This is a genomic window from Streptomyces sp. NPDC044106 (assembly GCF_056433985.1).
On the sequence record NZ_JBWKFZ010000001.1, the window covers coordinates 575,793 to 592,992 of the forward strand.

16 protein-coding genes are annotated in these 17,200 nt (G+C 72.3%); 8 read left to right on the forward strand and 8 right to left on the reverse strand.

What is annotated here, in order from left to right; genetic code table 11:
• Positions 1-3 precede the first annotated feature (3 nt).
• Positions 4-402: a VOC family protein gene (locus AC07DI_RS02640; protein ID WP_478901664.1), complete on the forward strand. Its 399-nt coding sequence runs from the start codon at positions 4-6 to the stop codon at positions 400-402.
• A 39-nt stretch (positions 403-441) separates the two neighbouring features.
• Here AC07DI_RS02640 and AC07DI_RS02645 read toward each other — a convergent pair whose 3' ends face one another.
• Together AC07DI_RS02645 and AC07DI_RS02650 are read right to left on the reverse strand one after the other, a co-directional pair.
• Entirely contained in the window at positions 442-1,722 is a 1,281-nt protein-coding gene (locus AC07DI_RS02645) for an amidohydrolase (protein ID WP_478901665.1), read from the reverse strand.
• 181 nt (positions 1,723-1,903) lie between these two features.
• Positions 1,904-2,584 (reverse strand): class I SAM-dependent methyltransferase, encoded by a 681-nt coding sequence (locus tag AC07DI_RS02650; RefSeq protein ID WP_478901666.1) that lies wholly within the window; start codon positions 2,582-2,584, stop codon positions 1,904-1,906.
• 120 nt (positions 2,585-2,704) lie between these two features.
• Between AC07DI_RS02650 and AC07DI_RS02655 the strand changes: the two genes are divergently transcribed.
• The gene (locus AC07DI_RS02655) at positions 2,705-3,154 is read left to right on the forward strand and encodes a protein-tyrosine phosphatase family protein (RefSeq protein WP_384262513.1); all 450 of its coding nucleotides are present in this window, start codon (positions 2,705-2,707) and stop codon (positions 3,152-3,154) included.
• 16 nt (positions 3,155-3,170) lie between these two features.
• Here the strand turns inward: AC07DI_RS02655 and AC07DI_RS02660 are convergent, their stop codons facing one another.
• Genes AC07DI_RS02660 through AC07DI_RS02675 form a run of 4 tightly spaced genes read right to left on the reverse strand, consistent with a single transcriptional unit; the run spans position 3,171 to position 8,067 of the window.
• On the reverse strand, positions 3,171-4,304 hold the full coding sequence (locus tag AC07DI_RS02660) for a hypothetical protein (RefSeq protein WP_384262510.1): 1,134 nt from the start codon (positions 4,302-4,304) through the stop codon (positions 3,171-3,173).
• Positions 4,305-4,341: 37 nt separating this feature from the next.
• Positions 4,342-5,301: an N-acetylneuraminate synthase family protein gene (locus AC07DI_RS02665; RefSeq protein WP_478901668.1), complete on the reverse strand. Its 960-nt coding sequence runs from the start codon at positions 5,299-5,301 to the stop codon at positions 4,342-4,344.
• A 14-nt stretch (positions 5,302-5,315) separates the two neighbouring features.
• Positions 5,316-6,632, reverse strand: coding sequence for a cytidylyltransferase domain-containing protein (locus tag AC07DI_RS02670; protein WP_384262506.1), 1,317 nt, complete (start codon positions 6,630-6,632; stop codon positions 5,316-5,318).
• Between the two features lie 58 nt (positions 6,633-6,690).
• A complete protein-coding gene (locus AC07DI_RS02675; RefSeq protein WP_478901669.1) occupies positions 6,691-8,067 on the reverse strand; it encodes a DUF6716 putative glycosyltransferase in 1,377 nt (458 codons plus the stop codon).
• 198 nt (positions 8,068-8,265) lie between these two features.
• On the opposite strand from AC07DI_RS02675, the gene AC07DI_RS02680 reads away from it, so the two are divergent.
• The 3 genes from AC07DI_RS02680 to AC07DI_RS02690 all read left to right on the forward strand — a co-directional run bounded on the left by AC07DI_RS02680 (position 8,266) and on the right by AC07DI_RS02690 (position 11,863).
• Entirely contained in the window at positions 8,266-9,243 is a 978-nt protein-coding gene (locus AC07DI_RS02680) for a glycosyltransferase family 2 protein (protein WP_478901671.1), read from the forward strand.
• A gap of 77 nt (positions 9,244-9,320) precedes the next feature.
• Positions 9,321-10,664 carry a polysialyltransferase family glycosyltransferase gene (locus AC07DI_RS02685; RefSeq protein ID WP_478901735.1) on the forward strand — a complete coding sequence of 448 codons (1,344 nt, stop codon included), beginning with the start codon at positions 9,321-9,323 and terminating at the stop codon, positions 10,662-10,664.
• Entirely contained in the window at positions 10,661-11,863 is a 1,203-nt protein-coding gene (locus AC07DI_RS02690; RefSeq protein ID WP_478901673.1) for an acyltransferase family protein, read from the forward strand. The genes AC07DI_RS02685 and AC07DI_RS02690 overlap by 4 nt, the downstream gene beginning before the upstream one ends.
• Here the strand turns inward: AC07DI_RS02690 and AC07DI_RS02695 are convergent.
• Positions 11,847-12,494 (reverse strand): TetR/AcrR family transcriptional regulator C-terminal domain-containing protein, encoded by a 648-nt coding sequence (locus AC07DI_RS02695; RefSeq protein WP_478901675.1) that lies wholly within the window; start codon positions 12,492-12,494, stop codon positions 11,847-11,849. The genes AC07DI_RS02690 and AC07DI_RS02695 overlap by 17 nt on opposite strands.
• Before the next feature lie 38 nt (positions 12,495-12,532).
• Here AC07DI_RS02695 and AC07DI_RS02700 point away from each other — a divergent pair, with 38 nt between their 5' ends.
• Together AC07DI_RS02700 and AC07DI_RS02705 are read left to right on the forward strand one after the other, a co-directional pair.
• Positions 12,533-13,999 carry an FAD-dependent monooxygenase gene (locus AC07DI_RS02700; protein WP_478901677.1) on the forward strand — a complete coding sequence of 489 codons (1,467 nt, stop codon included), beginning with the start codon at positions 12,533-12,535 and terminating at the stop codon, positions 13,997-13,999.
• A 34-nt stretch (positions 14,000-14,033) separates the two neighbouring features.
• On the forward strand, positions 14,034-14,177 hold the full coding sequence (locus AC07DI_RS02705; RefSeq protein ID WP_478901679.1) for a hypothetical protein: 144 nt from the start codon (positions 14,034-14,036) through the stop codon (positions 14,175-14,177).
• Positions 14,178-14,390: 213 nt separating this feature from the next.
• Here AC07DI_RS02705 and AC07DI_RS02710 read toward each other — a convergent pair whose 3' ends face one another.
• Positions 14,391-15,971 carry an acyl-CoA mutase large subunit family protein gene (locus AC07DI_RS02710; protein WP_478901681.1) on the reverse strand — a complete coding sequence of 527 codons (1,581 nt, stop codon included), beginning with the start codon at positions 15,969-15,971 and terminating at the stop codon, positions 14,391-14,393.
• Between the two features lie 73 nt (positions 15,972-16,044).
• Here AC07DI_RS02710 and AC07DI_RS02715 point away from each other — a divergent pair, with 73 nt between their 5' ends.
• A complete protein-coding gene (locus AC07DI_RS02715; protein ID WP_478901683.1) occupies positions 16,045-16,974 on the forward strand; it encodes a L,D-transpeptidase family protein in 930 nt (309 codons plus the stop codon).
• Positions 16,975-17,200: the final 226 nt, after the last annotated feature.

The following is a 17,200-nucleotide window of genomic DNA, read 5'->3' on the forward strand; positions in this document are numbered from 1 at the left end:
CCCATGGACTTCGTCTCGATCCGCATCATCACCAGCGACGTCGCACGCCTCGTCGACTTCTACGAGCGGGCCACGGGGATGCGGGCGGTACGGGCCACCGAGGACTTCGCCGAACTCAGGACCGCGGGCGCGACCCTCGCGATCGCCGGCACCCGCACCGTCCCGCTGTTCGCCCCTGGATCCGCCCGCCCGGCGGACAACCACAGCGTGATCACCGAGTTCCTCGTCGACGACGTGGACCGCGTGCACCAGAACCTGACCGGCTTCGTCACCGACTTCGTCAACGAGCCCACCACGATGCCCTGGGGCAACCGGTCGCTGCTGTTCCGCGACCCCGACGGCAACCTCGTCAACTTCTTCACCCCCGTCACCCCGGAGGCGATCGAAAAGTTCGCACGCTGACGCGACCAGGGGCGCCACCAGGAGGGCGGGACGCCACGCCTACCGCACCGCGTCCAACATCGCGGCGGCGGTGAAGAGTTCGACTCCCGCGGTGATCGCCGACTCGTCGACGTCGAAGTCGCCCTGGTGGAGGTCCCTGACGGTGCGCTCCCCCGGCTCGCGCACACCGAGCCGGGCCATGGCTCCGGGCACCCGCTCCAGGTACCAGGAGAAGTCCTCGCCGCCGAGGCTCTGCTCGGTGTCCTCGACCGACTGGGGGCCGCGCCGCGCCGCCATGGCGTCACCCAGCAGGTCGGTGACCACCGGGTCGTTGACTACGGGCGGCACTCCGCGGATGTAGTTGATCTCGGACTTGGCGCGGTAGAGGTCGGCGACCTCCTGGACCGCCCCGTGCACCAGGTCGGGCGCGTCGCGCCAGGCCCTGAGGTCGAGGCAGCGCACGGTGCCGGAGAGCTCGGCGCGCTGCGGGATGACGTTGGGCGCGTGGCCCGACTCGATGCGGCCCCAGGTCAGCGAGAGCCCCGAGCGGGCGTCGACGCGCCGGCCGACCAGGGCGGGGACCTCGACGGCGACCTTGGCGGCGGCGGTGACGAGGTCGGTGGTCAGGTGCGGTCGCGCGGTGTGCCCGCCGGGCCCGGCGAGTGAGACCTCCAGGCGGTCGCAGGCGGAGGTGATCGGCCCGTGCCGCAGTCCGATGCGGCCCGCGTCGACGCGGGGATCACAGTGCACGGCGATGATCCGGCCGACGCCGTCCAGGGCGCCCGACTCGATGGCGTCGGTCGCGCCGCCCGGCAGCACCTCCTCGGCGGGCTGGAAGATCAGCCGTACGGGATGGGGCAGCTCCCCCTTCGCGGCGAGCCCGGCGAGCACGAGCCCGGCGCCCAGGACGACGGTGGTGTGCACGTCGTGCCCGCAGGCGTGGGCGCGGTCGGGCACGGTGGAGCGGTAGGGCACGCCCAGCTTGGTGTCCGGGATGGGCAGCGCGTCGATGTCGGCACGCAGGGCGAGCATGGGCCGTACGCCGTCCCAGTCCCCCACGTCGCAGATGAGCCCCGTACCCCCGGCGAGCACATGGGGCGCGAGGCCCGCCTCCTCCAGCCGCGCCTTGAGGGCCGCGGTGGTACGGAACTCCTGGTTGCCGAGCTCGGGATGCATGTGCAAGTCGCGCCGGAAGGCGACGAGTTCGGCGCGCAGCGCTTCGGGCAGCGCGCCGGGGAGCAGGTCCGCCGGGGCGGACGCCGATCCGGTCACGTCGTCGGACACGCTTGTGCACACGTCTTCGGACACCTCTTCGGACGCATGGGACATCAGTTGGTTCACCCTTTGAAGGGTAAGGCGACGCACCGGCCAACTGACCCGCGATCAACAAAAGTTCAGCCCGTTAGGGGAAGAATTTCTGGCCGCGTGGCGCATGACCGTTGGTCGCGATGGGTAAACTTTCAGGCCGCCACGGAGGATGCGTAAGCCGTGCGGCGCCTGTAAGGCGGCGCGCACCCCCGGTCTACGCCTTGTGCGCGAGGAGCTGGACCTCCTGGAACTGGCGCTTGTCGGTCGGGGTCGGCTCGATCACCAAGCGGGACGTCTCCGTCAGTCCCTGTTCGCGCAGGAGTTCGGCGAAGCGGTCGGGGGACCAGCGGTAGGCCGTCGCGACCACGTGGTCGTAGGACTGCGTCTCGTGCTCGGGGCCGTCGGTGGCGGGGAACTCGATCAGCAGGTGCCCGCCGGGGGCGAGGACCCGGGCCGTCTCGGCCAGGATGGCGGGCAGCTCCGGCGGCGGGGTGTGAATGACGGACCACCGTGAAAGCACCCCGCCGAGTACGCCGTCCTCGATGTCCAGCGCGGCCATGGAGCCGACCTCGAACCGCAGCCCGGGGTGTGCCTCGCGTGCGAGGTCGACCATCACGGGCGACGCGTCGACGCCGAAGGCGTTCAGGCCGAGGCTGTGGAGGTGGGCGGTGAGGTGGCCGGGCCCACAGCCGAGGTCCGCGACCTCGCGGATGACGTTGCCGTCGCCGCTACCGCTGCCGCCGCCGCTCGTCCGCACCAACTCGGCGAAGGCGCTCAGCAGGGCGCGCTCCAAGGGGCGGTCGAGCAGCGCCGGGTCGTGGAACATCTGCGCGTAGGTCGGGGCGATGGCGTCGTAGGCGTCGCGGGTGGTGTGCAGGGTGTCGAATTCGGTCATCCGGAGACGGTAACGGGGGCGGTCGGCGAGACGCCCACCATTTCGGCCACCCGGTGGCCCCTCCAGCCGCGACAATGAGCCGGTGTCCGTCGTCCGTACCCGGGAGGAGACCGGCCAGCCATGACCGAGGACAGCAGCTCCGCGCCGACCTGGCGGGACGGCGCCCCCGGCGTGCTCGCGTTGCCGTCCGGGCGGGTCGTCCGGGGACGGGGGCTGCGGCAGCCGTTGCCCGGTGGGGAGCTGCCCGACTTCGGCGTGTACCTGCTGGGGAAGCCGCCGCCCGACCTGCCCTGGGAGTCGCGCTGGCTGCGGTGGCCCGACTTCCGGCTGCCCAGTGACCGGGGGGCGGCCCGCACGCTGCTGCGAGAGGCGTGGGAGCGGTCCTGTGGCGAGCGGGTCGAGGTCGCCTGTGGCGGCGGACGCGGGCGGACCGGGACCGCGCTCGCCTGTATCGCCGTTCTCGACGGGGTGCCCGCCGGGGACGCCGTCACCTTCGTGCGGCGCCATTACGACCGGCGCGCGGTCGAGACCCCCTGGCAGCGGCGGTACGTGGAGCGCTTCACCCCGTAGGCGTCACATCACGGTGTCACGCCGGTGCCACGTGCCCCACCGACCTCAAGCGGTGCACGTCCCGTGCCGTTCCTGTCACCCCGGACAGGAAGCCCTGGGCCCGCGGCGACGCCGTCTCGGTGAGCCAGGCCGGGTCGATGTCGCAGACCGCCACCTTCACCTCCGTACCGGCCAGGGCCAGTGGCAGGGTGTGGACGACGGTCGAGGGGAAGCTGAGGATCGTGCGGCCGATGGGGCCCCTGCGGGCGATGAGTTCCAGGGGGAGGTCCGGGCGGACCACCTGGAGGCCCGTCTCGACCGCCAGGCGGTGCAGCTTCTCGGAGCTTTCGCGGCGGTGGGCGAAGTAGCGGGTGGCGCCGTGCGTGCGGGACAGTGCGCGGACCGCCTCCACGTACCGGTCCGGGTCGACCACACCCGTCTCGACCAGCGACGTGCCGACCAGGTCTGCGCCCTTGCTGACCCGGGGCGGGCCGAAGCGTTCCCTGGTCCAGGCGAAGGCGTTGAACGTGACCCGTACGCCGTCCGGCGCGCTCTCGATCGGCATGGCGGAGAAGACCTCCACGGTGCGCGTCCCGCCGGGCGTGAGGCGGCGCCGCGCCGACGCCGAGACCGGGGCGAAGACCAGGTCACGGGGGCCGGGCCGGCCGCCCTTGCGGTGCCAGCGCTGCAGGCGTTCGCCGCAGGCCAGCTGCGCGATGAACTCCATCGTGGCCGTGCCGTCGTCGACCACGACCAGGGAGCGGGCGCGGGTGATGGTGAGGAGGAGCTGTACGTAGCGGGAGAACGGGTCGCCTATGACGACCCGGTCGGCCCTGCGCAGGGCGCCGGTGAGCCCCCCGACGGTCTGGAAGGGAGCCGTCGCGCCGCCGCGTGCCTCCTCCCAGCGGACCTCCACGCCCTCGTCGCGGGCGAGCTGCGCCATGCGGCGCAGCTGGCCTCGCGTCATGGGGTCGTTCGGGGAGAGGACGACGACGGTGAGGCCCCCGGCCGGGCCGGTCGCGGCCGCGGCGTGCGCCCACTCGAGGACGTTGAGGAGCTGGACCGGGCTCTCCACGAAGGCGAGCGTGGTCGCCGCCCTGCCCGGGGCTGCCGTGGTGTCGGCGCCCGGGGCTGCCGTGGTGTCGGCGCCTCGGCCGACTCGGGGGCTCATCGTTGTGTGTCCGTCTCCCGTTGGATCGGGCCGCGGTTCAGACCGCGACCGGCTCGGCGTCGGCGGTCTCCGACTCGGCGACGACGCCGGCCACGCGGCGCAGCTTCTTCATCGGGCCGAGCTCCGACTCGTAGACCTTCTTGACGCCGTCACCGAGGGACGCCTCGATGGTGCGGATGTCGCGGACGAGGCGGGTGAGGCCCTGCGGCTCGACGGAGGCGGCCTGGTCGGAGCCCCACATCGCGCGGTCCAGGGTGATGTGGCGCTCGACGAAGGTGGCGCCGAGGGCGACGGCGGCGAGCGTGGTCTGCAGGCCGGTCTCGTGGCCGGAGTAGCCGATCGGGACGTTCGGGTACTCGGCCTGGAGGGTGTTGATCACGCGGAGGTTGAGCTCCTCGGCCTGCGCCGGGTACGTCGACGTGGCGTGGCACATGAGGATGTTGTCCGAGCCGAGTACCTCCACCGCGTGGCGGATCTGCTTCGGGGTGGACATGCCGGTCGAGAGGATGACCGTGCGGCCGGTGGCGCGCAGGGCGCGGAGCAGCTCGTCGTCGGTGAGCGAGGCGCTCGCGACCTTGTGCGCGGGCAGGTCGAACTTCTCCAGGAAGGCGACGGCCTCGGTGTCCCACGGTGAGGCGAACCAGTCGATGCCGCGCTTGGCGCAGTGCTCGCTGATGGCCTGGTACTCGGACTCGCCGAACTCCACGCGGTGGCGGTAGTCGATGTACGTCATCCGGCCCCAGGGCGTGTCGCGCTCGATGTCCCACTGGTCGCGCGGGGTGCAGATCTCCGGGGTGCGCTTCTGGAACTTGACCGCGTCGCAGCCCGCCTCGGCGGCCACGTCGATCAGCTTGAACGCGTTCTCCAGGTCACCGTTGTGGTTGATGCCGATCTCACCGGTGATGTAGACGGGCTGACCGGGGCCGGCCGTCTTCGAACCGAAGCGGCGCAGGCGGGAGTTGGCGCCGATGGAGGTGACGGTGGTGTGGGAGGTCATGGCAGGAACGTTCCTTAACTGTGGAGGGAGTCGAGAGAGGGGCCGAGGATCCAGGTGGCGATCTCCCGGATCGCGCCTTCACCGCCGGGGACGGTGGTGACCGCGCGGGCCGCGCCGCGCACGACGTCGTGGGCGCTCGCGACCGCCACGGGCCAGCCCACGAGGGCGAAGCACGGGAGGTCGTTGACGTCGTTGCCGACGTAGAGCACGCGCTCGGGCGCGATGCCCTGCTCCTCGCACCACTGCTTTAGTGCGAGGTCCTTGCGGTCGATGCCGTGCAGGACGGGAAGCTTCAGCTTCCTGGCGCGCGCGGCGACGACCGGGTTCTGTTCCGTGGACAGGATCAGCATGTTCAGGCCGCTCCTGCGGAGGGCCGCGATGCCGAGGCCGTCCCCGCGATGCACGGAGACGAACTCCCGTCCTTCGGAGTCGACCAGCACCCTGTCGTCGGTCTGGGTGCCGTCGAAGTCGAGGACTACCGCGTCGATGTCGGCCGCGGTGGGGAGGGCGGTGCCGCCTGCCGGGCGGTCCGCGTCGAAGAGGGGGGCGAGCGCGCGGGCCCTTGCGAGGTCGTGCGGGTCGTCGACCTCCAGGACGCGGGCGGGGTCGGTGCGGACCGGTTCGGTGCGGCCGAAGAAGCGGTGCTTCTCGGTGCGGAAGCCCGCCGCGTCCATCGCGTAGGCGGCGCCGGTCTCCAGGAGGTCCTGGGGGCGGTCCTGGCGGCGCGGGCGGAACGATTTGTCGTGGTTGACGCCGTAACCGCCGCTGGTGCGCGTCGCGTTGGTGAGAGTCGCGGTGCCGCCCCGCGCGTCCGTGCGCTGCGCGGGGACCTCGGCGGCGCCGTCCGTGGCGTCGTCCGCCGCGTCGCGCCAGATGAAGCCGTGGAAGGGCGCGACCGTGACGGCCGTGTCCGCGCCGTTCTCGGCGACCGCCGAAGCGACTCCGTCGACGTCCTCGCGGGTGAGGAAGGGGCTGGTGCACTGCACGAGGAGGACGACGTCCACGGCCGCGCCGTGCAGCGCCTCGTGGGCGTCCATGGCGTGCAGTACGGCGGCCTCGCTGGTCGCCGTGTCACCGGCGATGGCGGCGGGGCGCAGGACCACTTCGGCGCCGGCCGCGCGGGCGGCCTCGCCGATCACCTGGTCGTCCGTCGAGACGACGACGTCGGTGACGAGGCGGGCGGCCAGGCACTCGCGCACGGCGCGCACCACGAGGGGTACGCCGCCGACCGGGGCGAGGTTCTTGGCGGGTACGCCCTTGGAGCCGCCGCGGGCGGGGATGACGGCGAGCACGCGGCGGGGCTGCGTACCGGCTTGGCCGGGGTGGGACATGGGGGCTCCTTGGAGGGGGTGGGGGCTCACGGCTCGCCGTCCTGCCGGTGCGGGGGGCTCACAGCTCGCCCATCCGCCGGATGACGGGGGCCACGCGCTGCACTCCGTGGCGGTAGGCGCCGCGGGCCGCGCGGCGCACGATCTGCCGTACGGGCCCGGGGTCCTTGTCGGCCGCGGGGGCGCCCGGCAGCGGTGCGCCGTCGGGGCCGAGGTGGTGGCGGGCGAGGATGCCGGGCAGATAGCCGCGGGCGGTGGTGAGGCTGTAGTAGGGCGCGAGGGGCGCGAGGCTCCCCGCGGCCGCGTCGGCGAGCAGCTCCCGGACCCGCTCGCGCGCCGTGTCGAAGGCCTTGTCGTACGCGCCGTCGGCGGCGACGCCCTGCCGTGCCAGCCACCGCGCGTCGGGCTCCGGGAGGTGGCCCGCGTCCAGCTGGTCCCAGGAGGCGAGGCAGCCGGATCCGGTGAAGTGGTGGTTGCCGAGCGCCTCGCGCACCCCGAGGTCGGTGAGGACGGCGGTGGGGATGCGGCGGTGCAGGGATTCGAGCGCGGCCGTGGAGGAGACGGTGACCAGGAGGTCGGTGCGGTCCAGGACCTCGCCCATGTGCCCGTAGACGAGGCGGCAGTTGGCGGGCAGGCCGCCGTCGATCCGCTGCGCCAGCTTCTGGTAGGGCAGCTCCTCGATGTGCGTGGTGTGCTCGCCGGGCTTGCTGCGCAGCTTGAGCAGGACCTCGCGGTCGGGGTGGCGGCGGGCGTGCTCGGCGAGCCTGCGCAGCAGGTAGGTGCGGTGTGCGGCGGTCTCGGGGACGGAGGGCTGGGCGGCGAAGACGACGGTGTAGGGGTCGTTCTCGCGGTAGGGCGCGCCGCCGAGGAACGGCAGCGCCGCCTCCGTCACCGCCGACGCGTCGGCGCCCACCCCCTCGTACACCGCGCGGAACCGCTCCGCGTCCTGGCGGGAGTTGGCGAGGACGATGTCCGCGCCGTGGCGCAGGAGGAGGCCGTCGGCGAGCTTCTCGTAGACGACGCCGACATAGCCGGTGACGACCACGGGGCGCTTCCTCGCGCTCCCGGTGAGGCGGGCGTCCTCGGTGACGCGGGCGAGTCCGTGCAGCAGCGCCTGGACCGCCCCGCCCACCAGGGCGAGCACGATCAGGTCGGGCGCGTCCCGCTCCACCTCGCGCAGGAACTCGACAGCCGTGACCTCGCGCAGGGAGTCCGCGCTGATGCCCACCTCGTCGAGCTGGCGGGGTGTGGGGGTGGCCCGGCCGCGGAGCAGGTACCCACTGAGCCGGTGACCTTCGGGGTCACGGCCTTCGGGGGCACCGCCGTCGGACCGAGCGCCCGATACGATGCGGTTCGCGGTGAGAGCGCCCCATTTCCATCGCGTATCGGAGTCGGCGAGTACGGCTACCCGCAGCGGGTTCTGGTTGCTTGCTGGCACGTCCCAGACGCTAGGAATACATTTCGATTCGCGGCCCAACTCAGGTGCAACAAACGGTTAACAGCATGCCGACGAACGGCGAATCGGCCCGGGAACGGCTTTACCGGCGGCCCGGTTAACCATTCCGCCACGCGTCGTTCACCTGCCATCCCACTGCGGGTCGACACGAATGACGGGCCGACACCTAGCGTCACCCACGTGGTTAAGCTCTCCGTCATCGTGCCGTTCTACAACGTGCAGCAATACGCGCCCGACACCTTGAGGAGTCTGCGTGCGAACGCGCGTGACGACTTCGAATTCATTCTCGTCGACGACTGCTCGCGCGACGAGACTCCGGACATCCTGGAGCGTGCGGCGCGCGAGCTTCCCGGCGCCATCCACCTCCGACACGAGATCAACGGCGGCCTCGCGACCGCCCGCAACACGGGCCTCGACGCGGCGAGCGGCGAGTACCTCACCTTCCTGGACGGCGACGACTGGCTCGCCCCCGGCTACTTCACTCAACTCGTCGCCGCCATCGAGGAGTTGGGCTGTGACTTCGTGCGCACCGACCATGTGCAGTGCACCGCGCGCGCCCGTAGCGTGCACCGCGTCCCGCACGGCAGGCGCGGCGTCGTACTGAATCCGCGCGACGTCATCCTGCCCGCCGACCGCTCGACGTCCGTCGACTACGCGTACGCCTGGGCGGGCATCTACCACCGCCGCCTCGCCGACCGGGGACTTCTGCACTTCACCGACGGCCTGCGCACCGCCGAGGACCGTCCGTGGATCTGGCGGCTGCACCGCGAGGCGGAATCCTTCGCGGCGGTGGGCCTTCTCGGCGTGTTCTACCGGCGCGGTGTCGCCTCGTCGCTGACGCAGATCGGCGATGTGCGCCAGCTCGATTTCATCAAGGCATTCGACCAGGTGATACGGGAAACGGCGGCGGACCGGGACGCGGACGAACTCCTGCCGAAGGCCGTACGCACCTACTGCGCGATCACCTCCCACCATTTGGGATCCATCGAAAGGTTCGAGCCATCCGTGGCGCGGAAATTGAAGTCAATGAGTGCGGCCGCGCTGAAGCGGATGCCGCAGGGCGTTCTCGACGACGCGCTCGACTCCATGGACGTCCAGCGGGCGACCCGGCTGCGCAGGCTGCGCCGGCGCCCGGCGTCCGCGGAGGTGGCCGCGTGATGGCGACCCCTGAGACCCCCTCCGAGGCGACCCCGCAGGCGCCCGCACGGGCCACGCCCCGTACGACGCAGATCTTCATGGCGTCCACGCTGTACGGCGTCGCGACGCTCGCCGCCGCCCTGGACGCCGGCCGCTTCGGCCCCGCGGACCGGCGCATCCTCCTGGTCAGCAACAACGCGGCGACGCCCGAGACTACGCCCGCTCTCGACACGATGCCCGGGTTCGCGCGGCTGCGCGGCCGGTTCGACGACGTGCGGTCCTGGAACGAGACGATCGCCCCTTTCCACCCGGGCGGCTGGGCCCCGCGCGGCGACGACGTCGTGCTGTGGGAGCGCTACATCCGGCTGCTCTGGGACCTCGGTGACGACGAGATCGAGCTCGCCGTCGAGTCCATCCAGGTCAACCCCGCGCTCGCCCTCGCGCAGATCTTCACCGGCGTCCCCGTGGACGTCTACGCCGACGGCCTGATGAGCTACGGCCCCACCCGCAACAAGATCGACCCGCTGGTCGGCACCCGCGTGCGGCGCCTGCTCCACCTGGACCTGGTGCCCGGGCTCACCCCGCTGCTCCTCACCGAGTTCGGGGTCGCCCCGGAGATCGTGCCGACCGACGCGTTCGTCGCCGTACTGGAAGAACTGTCGGGGGACGACGGCGCGGGCCCGGCGGGCGACCTGCCCGGCCTCGAGGGCTCCGCCCTCGTCCTCGGACAGTACCTCTCCGCGCTCTCCATCCTCACCGCCGAGGAAGAGGAGGAGCTGCACATCCGCATGGTGCGCGGCGCCGCCGAACTGGGCCACACGCAGGTGGTGTTCAAGCCCCATCCCACGGCGCCGGCCCGCTGGTCGCGCGCCCTGGAGAAGGAGGCGCGGGAGATCGGTGTCGAGCTGACGGTGCTCGACACGCCGGTGCTCGCCGAGGTGCTCTACCGGCGGATGCGGCCCGCGCTCGTCGTCGGCTGCTTCTCCACGGCGCTGCTCACGGCGTCCGCGCTGTACGGCCTGCCCGCCGCCCGCACCGGCACGGACCTCCTCCTGGAACGGCTCGCGCCCTACCAGAACAGCAACCGCGTACCGGTCACCATCGTCGACGCGCTGCTGCCCGAGCTCACCGACCGCGCCGCGGTCACCGCGCGGGAACCCGGCCTGACCGTCGGCGAGTTGACCAACCTCCTCAAGGCGGTCGGCTTCGCGATGCAGCCGCAGATATACCCGCGGCTGCGCCCCGACGCCGAGCGCTACCTCGCGCGGAACCTCACCACCGCGACCTGGCGCTACTTCAAGCGGCGCCGCCTCACCGCGCTCGCGCTGCCCGGCGCCCTCCCCTCGCAGCTCGCCTTCATCCCGCGCAACGCGGCGGTCCGCCGCGTCGCCCGCCGCGCGCGTTCGGTGCAGCGCTCGCTCAAGCGGACCGCGCTCGGATGACGTCTTCCGACACCACCCTCCCGATACGGTCCGCGGGAGCGGAACCCGCCGCGGACCCCGTCGCCGGAACCGGCGTGGAGACCTCCGCCCTGTCCGCTCCCCCTGCGGTCCCCGCCGCCAGGACCGCCCGCGCCAGGCCCCGCCTCCGCGCCCTGGACGGGCTGCGCCTGGTCGCCGCGCTCATGGTCGCCGCGTACCACTACGGCGGCCGCGACGGCGAGATATCCCAGGCCTGGGGCAGCTCGCCCAGGGAGCAGTTCCCGACGGCCAGTGAGTGGTTCGCGTACGGCTGCCTGGGTGTGCAGATCTTCTTCGTGATCAGCGGCTTCGTCATATGCATGAGCGGCTGGGGCAGGCCCCTGCGCTCGTTCTTCGCGTCCCGCGCGTCCCGGCTGCTGCCCGCCTACTGGGTGGCGATCGTCCTGGTGGCGGCCGTCTTCGCGCTGCCCGCCGTCGCGTACAGGACGGTCTCACCCAGCGACACGCTGGTGAACCTCACCATGCTGCAACAGCCGCTCGGCGCCGACCGAGTCCTCGGCGTCTGCTGGACGCTCTGGGCGGAGCTGCGCTTCTACGCGCTGTTCGCCCTCTGTGTGGTCCTGCCGGGCGCCACCCGCGCGCGCGTCGTGCTGTTCTGCGCGGTGTGGACGCTGTCCGCGGCCGTCGCGGAGGCCGCGGACCAGCCGCTGCTCGACGTGGTCCTGATGCCTGAGTACGCGCCGTTCTTCATCGGCGGCGTCGGCATCTACCTCCTCCACCGCGACCGCCGCGACCTCACCGCGTGGGGCATCACGGGCGTCAGCTGGCTGATCGGCCAGCACTACGCGGTCGGCCAGCTGTGGCACGCACCCAACCCGGACTTCTTCTCCTACCGCTCGGCGTCCGTGATCATCGCGGTGGTGACGGCGGGTTTCGCGGCGGTGCTCCTGATCGCACTCGGCCACCTGGACCGGGTCGACTGGCGCTGGCTGACGGTGGCCGGCGCGCTGACGTACCCCTTCTACCTGGTGCACGAGCACCTGGGCTGGGTGACCGTGGAGGCGCTGCACCGGCACCTGGGGCTGCCCTCGTACGCGACGTTCGGCCTGACCATCGCCGCGATGCTGCTCCTCGCGTGGCTCCTGAACCGGTACGTGGAGGCGCGGCTGACCCCGCTGATCCGCAAGGGACTGAGCCGGGACCTCACTCCCCACAAGTGACCAGCGTCGCCCCCACCCCCGCCACCACCACCGCGAGCCCCGCCTCGAACCCCTCGTCGGGCGCGCCGAACATCTCCTCGCCCGCCGCCGCGATCAGCGGGTACGCGGCGAGGCGCTCGGCGCGCGCGGCGAGGTCGTAACCGCTCTCGCCGCGGGCCGGGTCGGGGGCCGTGAACTGCTCCTCGATGACGTAGCCGATGGTGTAGCTGTAGGCGGTGAACCAGGCGCGCGCGGCCGGGCCCGGCGCGAACCCCGCATCGACCAGTGCGCGCAGCATGGCCTCCATGGGCGCCGCGTACGACAGGTCCGTGTACCGCGTGCCGCTGAAGACCTTGGCGCCGTCGCGGTAGCGCAGCAGGTGCCTGCGCAGGCCGCGCATCGCGTCGGTGAGCGCCACGCGCCAGTCGGGGTCCGGCGCGCTCAGGAACTCCTCGCCCATCCGCCGCATCATCTCGGTGGCCATCTCGTCGAGCAGCGCCTGCTTGTCCTTGAAGTGCCAGTACAGGGCGGGTGCCTTGACGTCGAGGCGCTGCGCGATGGCGCGCAGGGTGAGCCCTTCGAGTCCGGTCTCGTTCAGGAGGTCGAGCGCGGTGCGCGCCACGCCGGCGCGGTCCAGTTTCGTCGTAGCCACCTTGACAACTTAACACCGTTAAGCGCATCCTCCGGGGCATGGAACTTAACAACGTTAAGGAAACCGGCGTACTCGTCGTGGGCGCGGGCCCCACCGGGCTCGCCCTCGCCTGCGACCTGGTGCGGCGCGGCGTCGACACCGTCGTCGTCGAGCAGGCCCCCGCCCTCTTCCCCGGCTCACGCGGCAAGGGCCTCCAGCCCCGCACCATGGAGGTCTTCGACGACCTCGGCGTGGTCGGCGCGGTCCTCGCGGCGGGCGGCCCGCCGCCGGTCGGGATGGTGTGGCGCGGCGGCGAGCGGCAGGGCGAGTACCGGATGTTCGACGCGCCGGAGCCGACGGAGACCGCCCCGTACGTCGAGCCGTGCCTGCTCCCCCAGTGGCGCACCCAGGAGATCCTCCTCGCGCGGCTGCGGGAGCTCGGCGGCGACGTCGTGTTCGGCGCGGCCGTGACGGAGCTGACGCGGGGCGCCGCGGCCGAGGGGGTCACCGGCCGCCTCTCGACGGGGGCGGTGGTGCGCGCGGCGTACGCGGTGGCGGCGGACGGCGGCCGTTCCACCCTCCGCCGGGCGCTCGGCATCACGATGGCGGGCGAGAGCGTCGACCCGAATCCGATCCTGGTGGCCGACGTCCGCATCCCCGCGCTCGACCGCGACAACTGGCACATGTTCCCCGCCGCCGACGACAGCGGCCTGTACACGGCGATCTGCCCGCTGCCCGGGACGGACGACTTCCAGCTGACCGCCCAGTTCCCCGCCGGGACCACGCCCGACCTCTCCCTCCGGGGCGTACGGGAACTCGTCGCCGCCCGCACGCACTTGGACGCCGACGACGTGACGGAGCTCCGCTGGGTCTCCGACTTCCGGCCGCGCGCGGCGCTCGCGGACCGCTTCCGCGAGGGCCGCGTCTTCCTGGCGGGCGACGCGGCGCACGTCCACTCGCCCGCCGGCGGCCAGGGCCTGAACACCAGCGTCCAGGACGCCTACAACCTGGGCTGGAAGCTGGGCGCGGTGCTGCGGCACGGCGCGCCCGAGGCGCTGCTCGACACGTACGAGGAGGAGCGGCGGCCCAACGCCGAGCAGATGCTGGGCCTGTCCACCCGCATCCACCGAGGCGAGGCGAGGCGCGGCGCGGCCACCCGGCAGCTCGGCATCGGCTACCGCGCGTCGTCACTGGCGGTGGAGACCCGCACGGGCCTGTCCGATGACGAGGTGCGGGCGGGCGACCGGGCGCCGGACGGCCCGTGCGGCGGGGATGGCGCGGATGGCTCGGACGGCACTGGCACGCTGTTCGACGCGTTCCGGGGCCCGCACTTCACGCTTCTCGCGGTGGGTACGGACGCGGAACTGCCGCCGTTTGACGCGGAGTTGGTCCGCGTCCACCGCGTTCCCGTTCACGAGCCGTACGGGAAGGGGCTGTTCCTGGTCCGGCCGGACGGATACGTGGGCTGGGCGGGGGCGGACACGCGGGACGGGCTCATGGAGTACCTGGCGCGGTGCGGGTGTTGACCTCAAGCGCGCTTGTGGTTCTAGGTTCCGGTGCATGACCAGTTTCGCGTACTCACACAGCGACGAGGACCTCGTCGGCCAGCCCGTCGGCTACTGGAGCTCGGCGGCGGGCGCGGCCGTCGTCCACCACATCCGCACCACCCTCGCCGGCCTCGGCCTCACCCAGCCCCAGTGGTGAGAGCGAGGGTACCCGTGGAGTCCTCGCTGACCAGGCCGCGGTCGCGCAGGGCCCCGATGTCGTGGTGCAGGGCGCCCTCGCCGACCTCCAGATAGCCCTTCAGGACCGTGACGCCCTCGTCCCGCGGGCGTCCTCCGGGGGCCTCTTCATGAGGGTGACCACCCCCACGGGCATTCCGCTCCGGATCACCCGTTCGAGACCCCCAAGCCCCCCTCAGAACGCATCCGTCGGCACGTACGCCCCCCACACCTCCCGCAACGCGTCGCACACCTCGCCCACCGTGGTTCGTGCCCGGAGCGCGTCCTTCATGGGAGGGAGGACGTTGGCCTCTCCCTTCGCCGCCTCCTTGAGGGCGGTGAGCGCGGTGCGGACCGCCGTCGCGTCGCGTTCCTCGCGGAGCCGGGCGAGGCGGGCCGACTGCTGTGCCTCGATGGCGGGGTCGACGCGCAGCGGTTCGTACGGTTCCTCCTCGTCGAGGCGGTAGCGGTTGACGCCGACCACCACCCGTTCGCCGCTGTCCGTCTCCTGCGCGATGCGGTAGGCGTTGCGTTCGATCTCGCCCTTCTGGAAGCCCTGTTCGATGGCGTGCACCGCGCCGCCCAGGTCCTCGACGCGCCGCATCAGGTCCAGGGCCGCCGCCTCCACGTCGTCCGTCATGCGCTCGACGACGTACGACCCGGCGAAGGGGTCCACGGTGGCGGTCACGTCCGTCTCGTACGCGAGGACCTGCTGGGTGCGCAGGGCCAGGCGGGCCGACGTGGCGGTGGGCAGGGCGATCGCCTCGTCGAAGGAGTTGGTGTGCAGGGACTGGGTGCCACCGAGCACCGCGCCGAGGCCCTGGACGGCGACGCGGACGAGATTCACCTCGGGCTGCTGGGCGGTGAGCTGAACGCCCGCCGTCTGCGTGTGGAAGCGCAGCATCAGGGACTTCGGGTTCCGCGCGCCGAACTCCTCGCGCATCACGCGGGCCCAGATGCGCCTGGCCGCACGGAACTTGGCGACCTCCTCCAGGATCGTCGTACGCGCCACGAAGAAGAAGGAGACGCGCGGCGCGAAGTCGTCCACGTCCATGCCGGCCGCGACCGCCGTACGGACGTACTCGATGCCGTCGGCCAGCGTGAAGGCGATCTCCTGCACGGGTGAGGCGCCCGCCTCCGCCATGTGGTAGCCGGAGATCGAGATGGTGTTCCACCGAGGGATCTCGGCCCGGCAGTACCGGAAGGTGTCCGCGACGAGCCGGAGCGACGGCTGGGGCGGGAAGATGTACGTGCCGCGCGCGATGTACTCCTTGAGCACGTCGTTCTGGATCGTGCCGGTCAGCTTGGAGGCGGCGATGCCCTGCTCCTCGGCGACCAGTTGGTAGAGGAGGAGCAGCAGCGCGGCGGGGGCGTTGATCGTCATCGACGTGGAGACCTTGTCCAGCGGGATCCCGCCGAACAGGACGCGCATGTCGTCGAGCGAGTCCACGGCGACGCCCACCTTGCCGACCTCGCCGCTCGCGATCGGCGCGTCGGAGTCGTGGCCCATCTGGGTCGGCAGGTCGAAGGCGACGGACAGGCCGGTCGTGCCGTGCTCGATGAGCTGGCGGTAGCGGGCGTTGGACTCGGCGGCGGTACCGAATCCGGCGTACTGGCGCATCGTCCAGGGGCGGCCGGTGTACATCGTCGGGTAGACGCCGCGGGTGAAGGGGTACGCGCCGGGGGCGCCGAGCTTCTCCGCCGGGTCCCATCCCGCCAGGTCCTCGGGGCCGTACACGGGTTCGATGGGCAGTCCGGACTCCGACTCGTGTGTCATGTCTCCAGCTTGCGCCCGCGCCCCGGACGCGTCACTCGCGGCAAACCGGGAAACAGTAGAAGAAGTGTTGTCCATGAGCACCGGGGGCGTGATGGGCAGGGGCAGGATGGACAGGGGCGCGATATCGGCAGGGGCCTTGGCGGTACTGGTCCTGGCGGCGGGCTGCAAGGCGGTGGCGGTCGACACGGACGGCGGGCCGTCAGGCGCGGACCGCGGGGCGGGGGTGTCGGCCACCCGGGCGCCGACGCGGACCCCGACGCACCCGTCCCCGTCCCCACCGCCGACGCGGGCCCCGGCGCGGACCGACACCGCACCCGGCACCTCACCCGACACGCCGTCCGCCGTGAAGGCCGCGCCGCCCCCGCCGCCCGCCATGACGCTCATGCGGGAGGGCGACCACGGCGGACAGGTGCGGGAACTGCAGGCCAGACTGCGGCAGATCGGCTGGTTCCAGGCGGCCCCCACGGGGACGTACGGTCCCCTCACCGCCGGCGCGGTCAAGGGCTTCCAGGCCAAGCGCGGCCTGCCCCGCACCGGCGCCACGGACACCGTGACCCTGCGCAAGCTGCAGGACATGACGCGCGAACCGACGCGGCAGGAGCTGTACGCGGGCGGCGGCAGGCCGGCCGCCGCGCCGGACAAGCGGTGCCTGACCGGCCGGGTCCTGTGCATCGCCAAGAGCAGCCGCACGCTCACCTGGATGATCGACGGCAGGGCCGTGTCGACGATGGACGTGCGGTTCGGCTCGCAGTACACGCCGACCCGCGAGGGCGTCTTCAGCGTCTACTGGAAGTCACGGCACCACGTCTCGACGCTCTACGACACCGCCATGCCGTACGCCATGTTCTTCAGCGGCGGCCAGGCCGTGCACTACTCGTCGGACTTCGCGGCCAGGGGCTACAGCGGCGCTTCGCACGGCTGTGTGAACGTGCGGGACGAGAAGAAGATCGCGAGCCTGTTCGCCCAGGTCCGCAACGGCGACCGCGTCGTCATCTACAAGTGAGAGCCGGTGTCGTCACCCACGGGTGAGCGGGCCGGACCGGTCCCGGGAAAAGCGGCGTGGGCGGGATCGGGGGAACGTATCCCGCCCACGCCGAGGGCACGGAGCCGAAGGTACGGGGGGAACCCCCGGCTCGTGCGTGGGCCGATGACCAGTCGGCTCACTTCTTACTGCGCCACGGCTCCCGAAAACGTCACACCCCGGCCGGACAGAGCTGTGCGAGGTGCTT